Origin of the sequence: Nostoc sp. PCC 7107 (assembly GCF_000316625.1) — a bacterium.
Taxonomy (GTDB): domain Bacteria; phylum Cyanobacteriota; class Cyanobacteriia; order Cyanobacteriales; family Nostocaceae; genus Nostoc_B.
Map to the genome: position 1 here is coordinate 226,957 of NC_019676.1, position 13,669 is coordinate 240,625.

Annotated in this window: 13 protein-coding genes; 6 read left to right on the top strand and 7 right to left on the bottom strand. The window is 37.0% G+C overall.

Annotated features, from left to right (window positions below):
- Window positions 1–101: 101 nt before the first annotated feature.
- Both NOS7107_RS00960 and NOS7107_RS00965 read left to right on the top strand, forming a co-directional pair.
- The gene (locus tag NOS7107_RS00960; RefSeq protein ID WP_015111112.1) at window positions 102–674 is read left to right on the top strand and encodes a Uma2 family endonuclease; all 573 of its coding nucleotides are present in this window, start codon (window positions 102–104) and stop codon (window positions 672–674) included.
- A 204-nt stretch (window positions 675–878) separates the two neighbouring features.
- Window positions 879–1,346 carry a hypothetical protein gene (locus NOS7107_RS00965; protein ID WP_015111113.1) on the top strand — a complete coding sequence of 156 codons (468 nt, stop codon included), beginning with the start codon at window positions 879–881 and terminating at the stop codon, window positions 1,344–1,346.
- 367 nt (window positions 1,347–1,713) lie between these two features.
- Here NOS7107_RS00965 and NOS7107_RS00970 read toward each other — a convergent pair whose 3' ends face one another.
- A complete protein-coding gene (locus NOS7107_RS00970; protein WP_015111114.1) occupies window positions 1,714–2,625 on the bottom strand; it encodes a polysaccharide deacetylase family protein in 912 nt (303 codons plus the stop codon).
- Between the two features lie 625 nt (window positions 2,626–3,250).
- Between NOS7107_RS00970 and NOS7107_RS00975 the strand changes: the two genes are divergently transcribed.
- A complete protein-coding gene (locus NOS7107_RS00975) occupies window positions 3,251–3,985 on the top strand; it encodes a COG4280 domain-containing protein (RefSeq protein ID WP_015111115.1) in 735 nt (244 codons plus the stop codon).
- Between the two features lie 142 nt (window positions 3,986–4,127).
- Here the strand turns inward: NOS7107_RS00975 and NOS7107_RS00980 are convergent, their stop codons facing one another.
- The gene (locus NOS7107_RS00980) at window positions 4,128–4,496 is read right to left on the bottom strand and encodes an EamA family transporter (protein WP_015111116.1); all 369 of its coding nucleotides are present in this window, start codon (window positions 4,494–4,496) and stop codon (window positions 4,128–4,130) included.
- 62 nt (window positions 4,497–4,558) lie between these two features.
- Window positions 4,559–5,524 carry a glycosyltransferase family 2 protein gene (locus NOS7107_RS00985; protein WP_015111117.1) on the bottom strand — a complete coding sequence of 322 codons (966 nt, stop codon included), beginning with the start codon at window positions 5,522–5,524 and terminating at the stop codon, window positions 4,559–4,561.
- Window positions 5,525–5,699: 175 nt separating this feature from the next.
- Between NOS7107_RS00985 and NOS7107_RS00990 the strand changes: the two genes are divergently transcribed.
- Window positions 5,700–7,253, top strand: coding sequence for a glycosyltransferase family 39 protein (locus NOS7107_RS00990; protein ID WP_015111118.1), 1,554 nt, complete (start codon window positions 5,700–5,702; stop codon window positions 7,251–7,253).
- Here the strand turns inward: NOS7107_RS00990 and NOS7107_RS00995 are convergent.
- Genes NOS7107_RS00995 through NOS7107_RS01005 form a run of 3 tightly spaced genes read right to left on the bottom strand, consistent with a single transcriptional unit; the run spans window position 7,248 to window position 10,831 of the window.
- Complete coding sequence (locus NOS7107_RS00995) at window positions 7,248–8,645, bottom strand: DUF2079 domain-containing protein (protein ID WP_015111119.1); 1,398 nt, start codon at window positions 8,643–8,645, stop codon at window positions 7,248–7,250. The genes NOS7107_RS00990 and NOS7107_RS00995 overlap by 6 nt on opposite strands.
- A 21-nt stretch (window positions 8,646–8,666) precedes the next feature.
- A complete protein-coding gene (locus NOS7107_RS01000) occupies window positions 8,667–10,052 on the bottom strand; it encodes a DUF2079 domain-containing protein (RefSeq protein ID WP_015111120.1) in 1,386 nt (461 codons plus the stop codon).
- Window positions 10,053–10,093: 41 nt separating this feature from the next.
- Window positions 10,094–10,831, bottom strand: a complete 738-nt coding sequence (locus NOS7107_RS01005; RefSeq protein ID WP_015111121.1) for a bifunctional 2-polyprenyl-6-hydroxyphenol methylase/3-demethylubiquinol 3-O-methyltransferase UbiG — start codon at window positions 10,829–10,831, stop codon at window positions 10,094–10,096.
- A 149-nt stretch (window positions 10,832–10,980) separates the two neighbouring features.
- Between NOS7107_RS01005 and dxr the strand changes: the two genes are divergently transcribed.
- Window positions 10,981–12,177: a 1-deoxy-D-xylulose-5-phosphate reductoisomerase gene (dxr, locus tag NOS7107_RS01010; protein ID WP_015111122.1), complete on the top strand. Its 1,197-nt coding sequence runs from the start codon at window positions 10,981–10,983 to the stop codon at window positions 12,175–12,177.
- A gap of 199 nt (window positions 12,178–12,376) precedes the next feature.
- The gene (locus NOS7107_RS01015) at window positions 12,377–12,574 is read left to right on the top strand and encodes a hypothetical protein (protein WP_044500417.1); all 198 of its coding nucleotides are present in this window, start codon (window positions 12,377–12,379) and stop codon (window positions 12,572–12,574) included.
- Window positions 12,575–12,789: 215 nt separating this feature from the next.
- Here the strand turns inward: NOS7107_RS01015 and NOS7107_RS01020 are convergent, their stop codons facing one another.
- Window positions 12,790–13,287: a thioesterase family protein gene (locus NOS7107_RS01020; protein ID WP_015111124.1), complete on the bottom strand. Its 498-nt coding sequence runs from the start codon at window positions 13,285–13,287 to the stop codon at window positions 12,790–12,792.
- Window positions 13,288–13,669 lie beyond the last annotated feature (382 nt).

Here is a 13,669-nt window from a genome sequence, read left to right on the forward strand (position 1 = left end):
AGTTTTTTAATTCTTCTTACCAAGAACGATAAAATTAGGGTTTAAGCTAATCCCGAACTCAGGTTAATTACAATTAAACTAGCTAAAAACTAGTTTGCGCCATGATTCTTCAAACCAAAAATCAATTAACTTTACAAGAGTTTTTACATCTTCCTCCAGGTGAGGGAGATACTACCTATGAACTTGTGGATGGCCGAGCTATTCCTAAAATGTCACCGAAAAAATTTCACTCTAAACTGACTCGCGTCCTGCTCAACTTGATTGAACAATTATGTGGGGCTAATGGAGAAGTATGTCCAGAATTAGCTGTGTCTTTAACTCGTAAAGGAAGAGATTGGGTTCCTGTACCTGATATTTTATACATCTCGAATGAACGTTTGCCTTCGGACTGGGAAGAAGAAGGAGTATGTTCTGTTCCGCCAGATTTGGTGATTGAGATTATTTCACCAGGGCAAACCTTTGGTCAAATGATGGCTAAAGCCAAAGATTATTTAGATGCGAAAGTGCTGCGAGTATGGGTAGTAGATAGCAAAGCCAGAAGTATTACTGTGTTTTTCCCAGATGCGGCACCGCAAACATATATGGGAGATGAAATACTCAAGGATGCGCTGTTTCCAGGGTTAGAATTTACAGTTGAGCAAGTATTTATACAGGCAAAAATCCCGTTAAATTAATTATTTTGCAGTTATGAATTATTAGTAAAGTGCAAGATCCCCGACTTATCAAATAATTCGGGGATTTGATATATGCAAACTCAGTATAATTACTAATACCAATAAGAAGAAATGATTAATCATCTCAAATATAGGGTGATGACTGTTACCCTAGTGTATGTATGACATAAAGTTAACGACAGCATAACACTCAAGGATTGCTCCATGAAAATATTCATTTACTTACCGATAATGTCTTCTTTATTGATGAGTGTGGGATGCCAAGTAGCTCTTTCTCAAAATTCCAACTATGATGTTAAACCGGGGTTAATTACTGCACAAACATTATCTGAGTTAAATCCAGCTAATATTGTGAAAGTTGCTGAATTGACTAACAAAATTGATGAAAAAACGGCTTTAAATTTAGTGTGGAAGTTGCCACAAGTACAGCGCAAAGCAAGAGAAATTGAACGGCTTTCTAAAGGCACTATCAAATTAGGTGCGATAGTTGACGCTTCTCCTGCCCTCAATGAACCTTACTATACAATTCGGATATTTGAAAATCAATCAGACTATGATTCAACAATTTATTGGTTCCGGGTGTTTAATGACAGTGGTGTGATAGAAGTTCTCGATTTGATTGAGAATAAATATATTAGTTTAGATGAATGGCGAGAGCAATTAAAACGATAAAAAAACTTAATTATCTTCGTTTACTTCTTTCAATATCTGCTTTATGGCAATTAAAATCAGGTGGGCAATGCTGAAAATTTGCTTCATACTTGAGTTTTACGTTGCGGATATTGCCCACCTGACGATTACTGAGAATAGTGAAAGATATGATTTCAGTGATTTCAAGTATAATTTTGCCGATCGCAACTGGTGAAGTATAGTAACAGCAGTCAATGAATACTCAGTAGAAGTGCGATCGCATTCTATAAAAGAGCTATCAATTCATCTTTCATTGTTGACTCTAGCTCACTCCCTTACGACCACATAAACATTGTTCAATACTTTAACCAAATTACATATTAATAATAAGTAATTAATAACTTATCTATTACTTTTTCTTGGCAATTACACTTTGTGCTTTGTCTTCCATTTCTAAAAGTTCTGGAATAGTCACAAAACGGTATCCTTGCTTGCGAAATCTATTAATAATCTCTGGTAAAGCTTGTACTGTGCGGGAACGGTTTCCACCACCATCGTGCATCAGGACAATACCCCCTGGTTTAGCTAGTCGAAAGACATTATCAATCAACTTTGGTACGGTAGGCTGGGAATAGTCAATCGAATCAGACGACCACATTACAATGGCATACTTGGCATTTTTAGCGTATGTTGCTACGCCATTGTGCATGATTCCTCCAGGTGGGCGAAACAAATTTGTTTTGACACCTGTAATCTGATAAATCATGTCTGTTGTATGCTCAATTTCATAGGCCGCTGCCTGTTGATTCATGAAATGATACCAGTGATGCCAAGTGTGGTTAGCAATGACATGGCCTTCAGTACTTACCCGCTTGAGTAAGTCTGGATAATTTTTGACGTTTTGACCAACAACGAAAAATGTTGCTTTGATATTATTCTGTTTGAGAATTTCTAGTACTTGAGCCGTACTTTCCGGCCAAGGGCCATCATCAAAGGTAAGTGCGATTACTTTTTGATTTGGGCTAAGTTTAGCCTCTTTAATTACTGCCCCTTGAAAGCGTTTAGCTAAAGTATAACCAAGGCCTTTAGCTTGTGCTTCTTGTTGCCAACTTGTCAGCATTGCAGCTTTTAAGCCCTCAATACGCTTTTGTGTACCAACTTTAGCAACTAAATTATTATTTATATTGATACGCTGATTGCTTTGTGCTTCAGAAGCATTTGGTCTCAGAAGCATTATGACAGCAATGCTTAATGTAGCACCCAAGGCAAGCAAAGCAATCAAGATACCTTGCGGCCAAAGTAACGATTTATTTTGTTCCACTTCATAACTCCTTCAAGGGTCGAACCATTATGTATGGTTCTGACGGTAATTTATAGCACACTTTTATCTAAAATTTAGATACTCAAATACTTTCCTTTAATCCTGAAAATTTAGTTCAGTTTTACAGAAGTTCATATTTGAATTTTCCTTATACAGTTTGGGTTACAGTATCAGCAAATCTATCAGGAAGCGATCGCTCACTCTAGTATTAGTACTTAGGCACTGACAAAATATCTGGTAAATCGATACTTCTTATGCTTAGAAGCCGGAAAATTTTACCTTCATGCTCCACAATATTATTTTTATCTGTGGTTGATTATGATATTAAGCGTGGGTAGTTTACCTGCGCTATCCCCCGTAAAGTATGCTGTATTTTATTTGATATCGTATATTCTACTACTAAAAAATATTTCTTTATTTTTAAGAAAAAATAAAATTTTTGATTAACAGATTGTTTTTTTATGCTTTTCATGGCTCTATATAGTAGTAATCTACAAAAGTTAGTTTCTCATTATTAAATAAAACTAAGTCGTCATTTTATATACTCTTTAGTAGTTTATTTTAATTAATATGAGTAATTCTTGATTTTTAATGGCTAAGAAACACTTTTCAGGAATTAAAACAAATGAATTGGGAAATTTTTCTGGCTAGTTTTGTCGGCTCTTTAATTGAATTAGTCGAAATCCTCGGACTTGTACTGATTGTAGGTAAATTAGCAGGGTGGCGTAATGCTTTTGTGGGTGCGGGTAGTGGTATTGGTTTGACTCTACTTGCTTCCTTAATTCTCGGTACAAGTTTGACAATCATCCCTGTAGACATACTTAGAATTGTCGCGGGAGTTTTCTTGTTAGCCTTTGGACAAAAATGGACGCGCTCAATTGTCAAGTATTATGCAGGCATTCCCAAAAAGCGTAAAGATGAAGAAGACGACCTAGAAACAGAATTGGCAAATACAGGTAATCAATTAGGCTGGAACTGGTTTGCGATCGCGACAACTTTTAAAGGAGCATTATTAGATAGTGTAGAGGTAGCGATCGCTGTTGTCACCTTGGGTGCTACTGGTGGTAAATGGCTAGAAGCTGCTGGTGGTGCTTCCGCAGCAGCATTTGGTTTAGTTGTAGTAGCATTTTTATTCCGCACGCCACTTAATCAAGTACCTATCAAACCAATGAAATTTACAGCTGCTATGCTACTAATGGGATTTGGTATTTACTGGCTAAGTGAAGGATTCAAGATAAAACTACCTGGTGATGACTGGGCAATTGTTTGGTTGCCAATAGTTTGGGGTTGCTTAATGGCTGTTTCTGCCTTACTCCTGCGCTGGCAAGTTGGTTTGCAACCAAAGGAAATTGTGAGTTAGATACTGGTATAAACTAAAATACGTCCAAATTACTGAACCACTGGTGAAGGTCATCCTTGGTCATTTGTATTGACAAAAGACTAATGAATAATGACAGTCCCCACTCCTTGAATATGCAGCTTGAATGCAAACTAGCTTGCTATTATTTCCGCCAAACTACTAATATTACTCCCACTACAATAAAGCCCAAACCAAACAAACGCATTAGAGTGATAGGTTCTTTCAATATCCAATATCCTAGCAAGACAGAAAAAATATACCCAATAGATATAGATGGGCCAGCAACACTGAGATTAACTCGCGTGAGTAGGAGAATGTAAAACATAGCACCTATGCCATAGCAAGTTAATCCGATTAAAAGTTCTGGTATGGTGATAATACTGAGAATGTGATTAATTGCGTTCCCTAGATGAACCTTACCTAATTTGTTGGCACCTATTTTCAAAAAAAATTGTCCTGCTGAACTGATCAGGACTGATACAATTAGTAAACTAAATTCTTGTGGGGTCATTGAATTGTACTTTCTGGCAGCAAAATTGCAATTTTATAACTATTTCTTAGCTTGATTCCAAGTCACGATCTAGACTGCATTTCGGAAATTTTAATCAACCCACCAGTTTCTTTGACAGTATATATAGGGCGGGCTTTAACTTCTTCATAAATTCGCCCAATATACTCACCTAAAATTCCTATACAAATTAACTGCACAGAACCGAGAAAAAATATAGCAATTGTAATCAAGCTGTAGCCGATTAAAGGACTAGCATGGTCAAATAAGCGCCAGTATAGTACTAGGATGATCATCAACAGGGCGATCGCAGCTGCTACCATCCCTATATAAGTAGCTAACTTTAATGGCACTGTGGAAAAAGAAATAATGCCATCAATAGCCAAAGCCCAGGACTTACCAAAGGTATACTTAACTTTGCCCGCAAAACGCGGTTCCCGTTCAAAAAGTACCGCAGTTTGGCGAAAACCCACCCAAGCGCGTAAGCCGCGAATATAACGGTTCCGTTCGGGCATAGCATTGAGAATATCCACAACTTGCCGATCTAGTAAACAAAAATCTCCCGTATCTGTCGGTATATCAACATGAGATAACCGTCGGAGAATACGATAAAAAGCATAAGCAGTAAAGCGTTTTAGCGAACTTTCTTGTTTACGCGATAGACGTTGAGCATACACTACTTCATAGCCTTGTTGCCATTTCTCTAGCATCTGGAAGATTAATTCTGGGGGATCTTGCAGATCCGCATCCATGATAATTGCACATTTGCCTTGGACAAAATTTAGCCCAGCTGTAACAGCAATTTGATGTCCAAAATTCCGCGCAAAACTGAGGTAACGTACTCGACTATCGAGATGGCGCAGTTCACGAATCATACTCAAAGAACGATCGCGGCTACCATCATCTACTAAAATTAACTCAACTTCACCGTCTAACTGCTCTGCCACATGATGCAGACGACGATACATTTCCGTAATATTTTCTTCTTCGTTATAAATGGGAATTACTAAAGAGTATATTGGTTGAATCACTGTTTTTATCAGATTATGAAATCAATGCTGCAAGTTAAGGCAAGATTCAGACAAACATATACTATAAAATTATTGATGTAGTTTTTTATATAAAAGTCCTTCTAAAGTAATTGAGATTATATCTAGTTATTGTCATCAATAAACACACGATTAAATAATTAAACTAAATGTATATATGCGCCCATTCCGAGAAAAAGAATGGCTATTTAGCTTGCTACTGTGTTCTTTACTTCTGTGGCTGATATGTTTGGGAAACTCCCCCTTACGAGACTGGGATGAAGGTACAGTGGCGCAAGTCGCCCGTGAAATTTGGCGTGCATCCTTTGGTTCTCTGCATTGGCTGTATCCAACTTTATCAGGTGAACCTTATCATAATAAGCCGCCTCTGATGCACTTGTTAATTGCTTGGTCTTACTCTTTGGGAGGTGTGAATGAATGGACAACACGCTTACCTGCTGCTGTGTTAACCGCTTTGGGAGTGCCTTTACTTTATTTAGTGGGGGGTTTGCTGTTTAACGATAGTTTATCAGCTTTGTTTGCGGCTTTAGTTTACTTAACAACTTTGCCTGTAGTGCGTCATGGACGCTTGGCAATGTTAGATGGTACAAGCATTACTTTTTTCTTACTATTGTTATTTTGCTTATTAAAGTCACGTCAGCAAAAACCTTGGGCTTTAGGTGTGGGATTTTGTCTGGGATTAATTACTCTGACTAAAGGAATGCTAGTTTTGTTGCTGGGGGGTATCGCTGGATTATTCATTTTGGTATCGTCGCAATTAGCAGTGTTCCGTAACCCCTATTTATGGACAGGAATTTTGTTGGGAATTGCGCCGGCGATCGCGTGGTATATTGCTCAATGGCAATATTATGGTAGTAATTTCTTACAGATAAATTTACAAGCACAAACCTTTGACCGCATAGCCCAACCTGTTGAAGGTAATACAGGCGCTCCTTGGTATTATTTACTTGAGTTATTGAAATACGCTTTTCCCTGGTTGTTATTTTGGCCAGGAGGATTTTATCTAGCTTGGAAAAAACGGGATTCTAGCTGGGGTACTTTAGTTTTAGTTGGTACAACTGTTTACTTTGTAGCTATTTCTTTAATAACTACAAAGCTGCCGTGGTATGTTATGCCTTTGTACCCATTTTTAGCATTGGCAATTGGGGCAAAACTCAGCGAAGTTTGGCAGAAACAGGCATTTAATTCTAGGATTTGGTTAGTATTTATAGTTATTATGGCGATCGCAGGTTTAGGCGGTATTGTTTACTTTATTCTTGCACAAGAAGAGCCTGTACTAATAGTCATGAGTCTTGTTTTAACAATCAGTATGAGTGTTGTTGCATGGTTAATTTATAATTGCGATCGCAGATTTATTCCTGTGTTGTTTTCTGGTATGTATTTAGTCTTATTACTATTGATGAGTTCGCAATCTTGGATTTGGGAATTAAATGAAGCATTCCCAGTTAAACCAGTTGCAACCTTAATTCGCAACCATGTTTTACCAGGAACAACAATTTACACATCATTTGCTTATAGCCGTCCTAGCTTAAATTTCTACTGTGATTGCAAAGTTATACCTCAAAATTCTAGGGAATTAGAAACAAGGTTATCTCAGTCAGCTTATTTACTTATAGACGACACCACTTTAAAAAAGATTACTTTAGTTGATGGTCAAAATCTTGGTACTGCTGAAGGATTTAATTTAATTGCACCATCAAATAAACTATAAATTAGACTTTTGAAATAACAAAACATCATCACGCTGATATTGCAGCTTAAAATCTTGACTATTGTTGAGTAATTTAACTAAATCTTGATCAAACTCTGGGTTACTTGATAAACCAGGATGACGCAGATTCAGCAATACATAATCGAAGACCTTTAAATTAATTTGTGCCGCTGGAGTAGCTATCAACTTAATTAATTTTCTATGAGTTAAATGAGGCGCGATTTCATCTGTAGTTAGGACACTTTTATTTGGCTGAATTTGAACAATTGCCTCTTTTGTAGCTTGCCAAGTATCCAAAGATTTTAGATATTTACCACCAAAATAAGTAAACTTTGCCAAACTCAAAAATGCAACAATTGACCATAAAATAATTATACGTCTATTTTGGAGCAATCCTTTACCTAACGATAAACTCGCAATCACAGATAATATTATAAATGGCAAAGCTGGAACAGAATATTGATGAATTAAATCTTTTTGTGGTTGATAGTCAGCCAGTAAGTTCAGCATAACACAAGGTAATGCGCCAATTAAAGGTGCTATTCCTTGCCAAGAAATACCCCAAATAATAGGGATAAATAATAATATTAAATATGCTAAATTATCCCAAGAACAAAGTTTCGGCAAAACTAATCCTGGTTGAAAAAATAAATTATTAATTAATTCCGTAAAAGAGTTACCCAAGTATTGATAGCGAAAAAGATAACGGTCTATTGAAGCTGCATCGCCACCAATTAGAGGAATAATAATTTTGTTAGCGATCGCATACCAAGCAACACCACTAATAATTGCGATCGCTCCATATAAACGTCGTTCAAAAAACAGTAACCAAATACCCAGTCCTATAACTGTTAATCCTAAAACTGCTTTACATCCCAAAACTAAGAAAATACTCAGACAAAACCATCCAATTTTTTGATTTCTCATAGCGAAAACTGACCATAAAAGTGCTGGTACAGCTATAACTTCTGGATGAAAATCAAACAAATTGACATTAAATACTAAAGGATACAGTAGGTAAATAGCAGCAATAGTTAGCCCTTGATTTTCGTTTAATTTAGCTTGGCGGGCTAATTGATATGCAGGTAATGCACCCAAGGCTAATGCAATTGCTTGTACAGCAAATAACCAATAAACGCTGGGATAAATTTTGTAAAGTAAAGCCAACGGATACCAAATCCAAGCAGCATGATCACCAAGAATGTGATAATTAGTAAAAGAAGAAATAGGTGGTATACCTTGACTAATTAAATAAGTGCCTTGGTCAAACATTCCTAAATCCAAGGCAGTAGATTGAAATAACAAATGTCGTAAGCTGCTACATATAAATAAAATTACGCTACTTGTAACAATCATAAACCATAGAGGATCAAATTTATAGTGTTTTTTCATAAACATTAACTTTTCTAAAAATTATTTTTTAATAAATAAGTAAACATCGCCACGTTGATACTTTAAATCAAATATTGCAGATTTTTTTAGTTGATTTACTATACTAATATTCGCATCTGTAAAATTTCTCCAGCCAGGATGACGGAGATTTAGTAATACATAATTAAAAGTATTTAAGTTATCAATATTTGCCTCATTAGCTGAGGTTGTTTGAATTAATTCTCTATGAGTTAAATGTGAAGCAATTTTTTCTGTAGTTATCACACTCCCTTGAGTTGTCACTAAAGCGATCGCTTCTCGTGTAGCTTGCCAAGTATCAAGGTGCTGAAAATATTTACCAAAAAAATGCGTATATCTTGCTAAACTCAAAAATGCTATCAATGACCAGATAATAATTGCTCGTTTATGTTGGATTAATCCTTTTCCAGCGGCCAAGCTAGAAATTAAAACTAACAAAATAAATGGTAAAGCTGGTAAAGAATACTGGTGAACTAAATCTTTTTGTGGTTGATAATCGGCAATTAAGTTAAGTGCCAAGCAAGGCATAGCAGCTACTAGAGGTTTCATCCCTACAAATGAAAAACCCCAAATTACAGGTGCTAATAGCAGTAATAAATATTCTAAATTGCTTAATACAAATACTTTTCCTAAAATCAATCCTGGTTGAGAAATTATATTTTTAGCAATTTCTAAAACTGAGTTACCTAAATAGCTATAACGTCCGACTGCTGCTGCTTCTGCACCGCTAAAATTAGGAATAATTAATTGAGTTGCAATTAAAAACCAAGCTACTCCAAAAAAAATGGCGATCGCACCATGTAAACGCCGCTTTTCAAACAAAAATAACCAAAAACCCATCGCCGCAACTGTGAATGAAAGTACAGCTTTACACCCTAATATCAGACATATCTCTAAGCAAAACCACCCGATTTGATTGAGACGTGCTGCTAAAACTGCTGCTAATATTAGCGGTAAAGCAATTACTTCTGGGTGGAAATCAAACAAATTAACATTAAATACTAAAGGGTATAACAAATACACAGCAGCCATTGCGATCGCTTGACTGTCTTTTAAACCAGCTTGACGCGCTAACATCCATGTAGGTAAAGCACCTAAAGCTAATGCAATTGCTTGTACAGCGAATAGCCAGTAAACACTAGGATAAATTTTATACAGTAAAGATAAGGGATACCAAATCCAAGCTGCATGATCGCCAAGAATGTGATAACCCATGATCGTAGAAATCGGTGGTTTTCCTTGACTGATTAAATATGCTGCTTGGTCAAAAATTCCTAAATCGAAAGAGTTAGATTGAAACAATTCGTGCCGTAAACTGCTAGATGCAAATAAAATTATAGTACTTATAACAATCATCCAAGTTACAGGACGAGTTAATGACGATCTCATAATATTTTTCAATGATTTTTTACTGAAAATTTTTATATCGATTAATTTTTCTGTGCCATTAGCACAATAGATACCCCAAAAGGTAGACGGAATCGCTTCATTAAAAAACGTTCACTGGCAAATAAAAAAGTTAAAAATTTATTGATAGGTTTCGCGGGTAAATTTAAATCACCACTAGCATCCACTTTTTTGTCAAGTTTGAGGATGTTTTTTAATAAACGTACTCCAGCAACCAAGGGAAACAACCAAGTATTAAAATAGCTACCATAGCAGACATCATAACCAGCTTGTTTCACAACTCTTTTTAATCTTTTCAATGTATAGCGACGTTTATGATGATTAATCTCATCATGGTAACTCCATAAAAATTGATAAGCAGGCACTGTAATTAATAAGCAACTATTTGGGTTTAATCTGTTAGACAATGCTTCTAAAGCAGCTAAATCATCATCAATATGCTCTAAAACATCTAAGATCACTATTAAGTCATACTGGCTAGTAAACGGAATTTTATCAGGTAAGCTACCTTGTTGTACTGTGGTGATTCGCCGTTCGTTAGCCAATAGACAAGCAGTTTCATCTAACTCCATTGCGGCAACTTCACCGTAACGAGCTAACATACTTAAGTTACCACCAGTGGCACAGCCAGCCTCTAGAATTTTGGCATTTTTCGGAAGTTTGAGTTGACGAATCAATTCCTCTACAATTCGGCGGCGACCGACAAACCACCAATGTTGATCCTCAACGGCAGCATACTGGAGATAAAAATTTTTATCCATTCAGAAATTTGGTGTCTGAGCAATAATGCCAATATTTTCACACTTTTTCGCAACCCTCAGAACTTTTGATGAATGATTGTGGCGATCGCTGTTATATCTGAGTCCCAAGCAATTTATAGTGGGAGTTATCTGTAAATCCTTAAGCAATTGTGAAAGCTATTACTCTTCTTGGTTCCACTGGCTCAATTGGTACTCAGACTTTAGATATTGTCGCTCAGTACCCAGATAAGTTTCGGATTGTGGGATTGGCAGCAGGGAATAATGTGGAGATGTTGGCGGAGCAAATTCGGCAGTTTCGGCCGAGTATAGCAGCGATCGCTGCTGAAGATAAATTACCCGCACTCCAAGCAGCGATCCAAGACCTCGATCCCCAGCCGATTTTACTGGCTGGTAAGGCTGGAGTAATTGAAGTTGCCCGCTATGGCGATGCCGAGACTGTTGTTACAGGTATTGTTGGTTGTGCTGGTTTATTACCAACTATCGCCGCCATTGAAGCAGGTAAAGATATTGCCCTCGCCAATAAAGAAACCTTAATTGCTGGCGGCCCTGTAGTTCTCCCCTTAGTGGAAAAACATGGGGTAAAACTCTTACCTGCTGATTCTGAACACTCAGCCATATTTCAATGCCTGCAAGGGGTTCCTCAAGACGGCTTGCGGAAGATTTTACTTACAGCCTCTGGTGGTGCTTTCCGTGATTGGCCTGTAGAAAAGTTACCAGAAGTCACAGTCGCCGATGCCCTCAAACACCCAAATTGGTCAATGGGCAAAAAAATTACGGTAGACTCGGCTACTTTGATGAATAAAGGATTGGAAGTAATTGAAGCTCACTTTTTGTTTGGCTTAGATTACGACAAGATTGAAATTGTCATCCATCCTCAAAGCATCATTCACTCATTAATTGAGTTACAAGACACCTCTGTGTTAGCCCAATTAGGCTGGCCGGATATGCGTTTACCCCTGTTATATGCTTTATCTTGGCCTGATCGCATTTACACTGATTGGGAACGTCTCGATTTAGTCAAAGCTGGCAGTTTCACCTTCCGTGAACCAGATCATCAAAAGTACCCTTGTATGCAGTTAGCATATAGCGCAGGTAAAGCAGGTGGCTCCATGCCGGCTGTTTTAAATGCTGCCAATGAGCAAGCTGTAGCTTTATTTTTAGCAGAGAAAATTAGCTTTTTAGATATTCCTCGGTGCATTGAATGGGTATGCGATCGCCATCAAAATGATAACTGTAAAAATCCTTCTTTAGATGACATTTTGGCAGCAGATCAATGGGCAAGACAAGAAGTTTTAACAGCAACTAAAAATTTAGTAACTTCCCCAAAGATGATTTCTTTGCCATAAAAACTCAGATATAGCAATCCTATTTGATTTGTAAAAATTCAGAGACTCAGATTCCCGACTTATCAGATGAAGTCGGGAATCTTGTTTTTATAAATTTTTTCTAAAGAATAGCACCTGTCATGAATTCATGTTTCAATTTCAGGTATTATTACCAAACAATAGTTTTATAATCTTTCCCAATTACGAATTTAAAATTATAATGATTCCTACTTTAATTATTGCTTGGATTGTATTTACAATATTGTGGAAAATTGTCAAAACAACTGTGAGCAATGCCTTAACTATTGCTGCAATTATTGTTTTATTACAAGTGGGTTTTGGCATTACACCACAGGATATTTGGCATCAGATAATTCAGTTTACTCAAACTCTTTCGCAGATTCGCGTTAATAAGTAATCAGATTTCAAGCAACAAGTCTGACCATGTTCTTGGGGTACAGGGAACAGTTTTGAAAACCCATCCGAATATTAGACACAAGCTCACGCCTGTTTATTCAAGTAGGAAAACCCACCCATGTAAATGGTTTCCTAATTTTAAGTATGGGTATTTCCCTGTTACCCGTTCCCTGTTCCTATTTAATCAAGAGTTCTAACTAACTGCTGAATTCTTAATTAATTACCATGTAACGCAGAAATTCTAGCCAGCGCATCCTTAACGCTTACAGGTAGCTGACGCATAATCTTACCTCTTTCTCGATCTAATGCTACCAAGGTTACTTTAGCCGTGACATACAATTGCTGTCCATCAACTGAAACAATTGCATAATCCCAGTTAATCCGAACACCAGTCACTTCAGTCATCCGAGTTTTAACTACAGCCTGCATACCCAATTGAATTGAACGGTGATAGCGTACTGAAAGTTCTACCACAGGTAAATCACAGCCTAGTGCAACTAAATCAGCAAATTCAATCCCAATAGAACGTAAACACTCTACTCTTGCTTCTTCCATCCAAGTCAGATAAGTCCCATGCCAGACAATACCTGCATAGTCGGTATGATGGGGTTGCACTCTGATGGGATATTCAAACCAACTTTCAAAAGCACGGCTATCTGTAATTTCGATAGCATCGGTTGGTGGTAGTGCTGGGCTTGGTTGTGATTCAGACATTTTCCAGTTTGTGAAAAATTATAGTTTTCCACATCTGGGATATCACAAAAAGTAGACATCTATGCCACAAAATCGCCAAAATTATCTTGCGATCGCATGGCATAATTCTCATTATCATTTCTCAAGAGATACATTAGTTGCTTGATGCTCACATCACAGACACAGCAACCAAAAATTCAATGATCTTAAATGTCACACAAAACAATGACATCACCAATAGTACTTGCTTGGTAAATTCGCCATTTTTTCCTAAATGACAGTGATTTATCCTCACTATCGCAGATGCACAAGCTCTGAAAAATTTTTTCTATCTTAGTTCACGGACACAAAACATTTCACAATCTAGTCATTAATTAATCTTATTGAAGGTAATGGTGAATAG

What these genes read in the sequence shown, in the direction of transcription:
- NOS7107_RS00960 (WP_015111112.1), top strand. Translation starts at nt 102, where the DNA reads ATGATTCTTCAAACCAAAAATCAATTAACTTTACAAGAGTTTTTACAT.
- NOS7107_RS00965 (WP_015111113.1), top strand. Translation starts at nt 879, where the DNA reads ATGAAAATATTCATTTACTTACCGATAATGTCTTCTTTATTGATGAGT.
- NOS7107_RS00975 (WP_015111115.1), top strand. Translation starts at nt 3,251, where the DNA reads ATGAATTGGGAAATTTTTCTGGCTAGTTTTGTCGGCTCTTTAATTGAA.
- NOS7107_RS00980 (WP_015111116.1), bottom strand. Translation starts at nt 4,496, where the DNA reads ATGACCCCACAAGAATTTAGTTTACTAATTGTATCAGTCCTGATCAGT.
- NOS7107_RS00990 (WP_015111118.1), top strand. Translation starts at nt 5,700, where the DNA reads ATGCGCCCATTCCGAGAAAAAGAATGGCTATTTAGCTTGCTACTGTGT.
- NOS7107_RS00995 (WP_015111119.1), bottom strand. Translation starts at nt 8,645, where the DNA reads ATGAAAAAACACTATAAATTTGATCCTCTATGGTTTATGATTGTTACA.
- NOS7107_RS01000 (WP_015111120.1), bottom strand. Translation starts at nt 10,052, where the DNA reads ATGAGATCGTCATTAACTCGTCCTGTAACTTGGATGATTGTTATAAGT.
- NOS7107_RS01005 (WP_015111121.1), bottom strand. Translation starts at nt 10,831, where the DNA reads ATGGATAAAAATTTTTATCTCCAGTATGCTGCCGTTGAGGATCAACAT.
- NOS7107_RS01015 (WP_044500417.1), top strand. Translation starts at nt 12,377, where the DNA reads ATGATTCCTACTTTAATTATTGCTTGGATTGTATTTACAATATTGTGG.
- NOS7107_RS01020 (WP_015111124.1), bottom strand. Translation starts at nt 13,287, where the DNA reads ATGTCTGAATCACAACCAAGCCCAGCACTACCACCAACCGATGCTATC.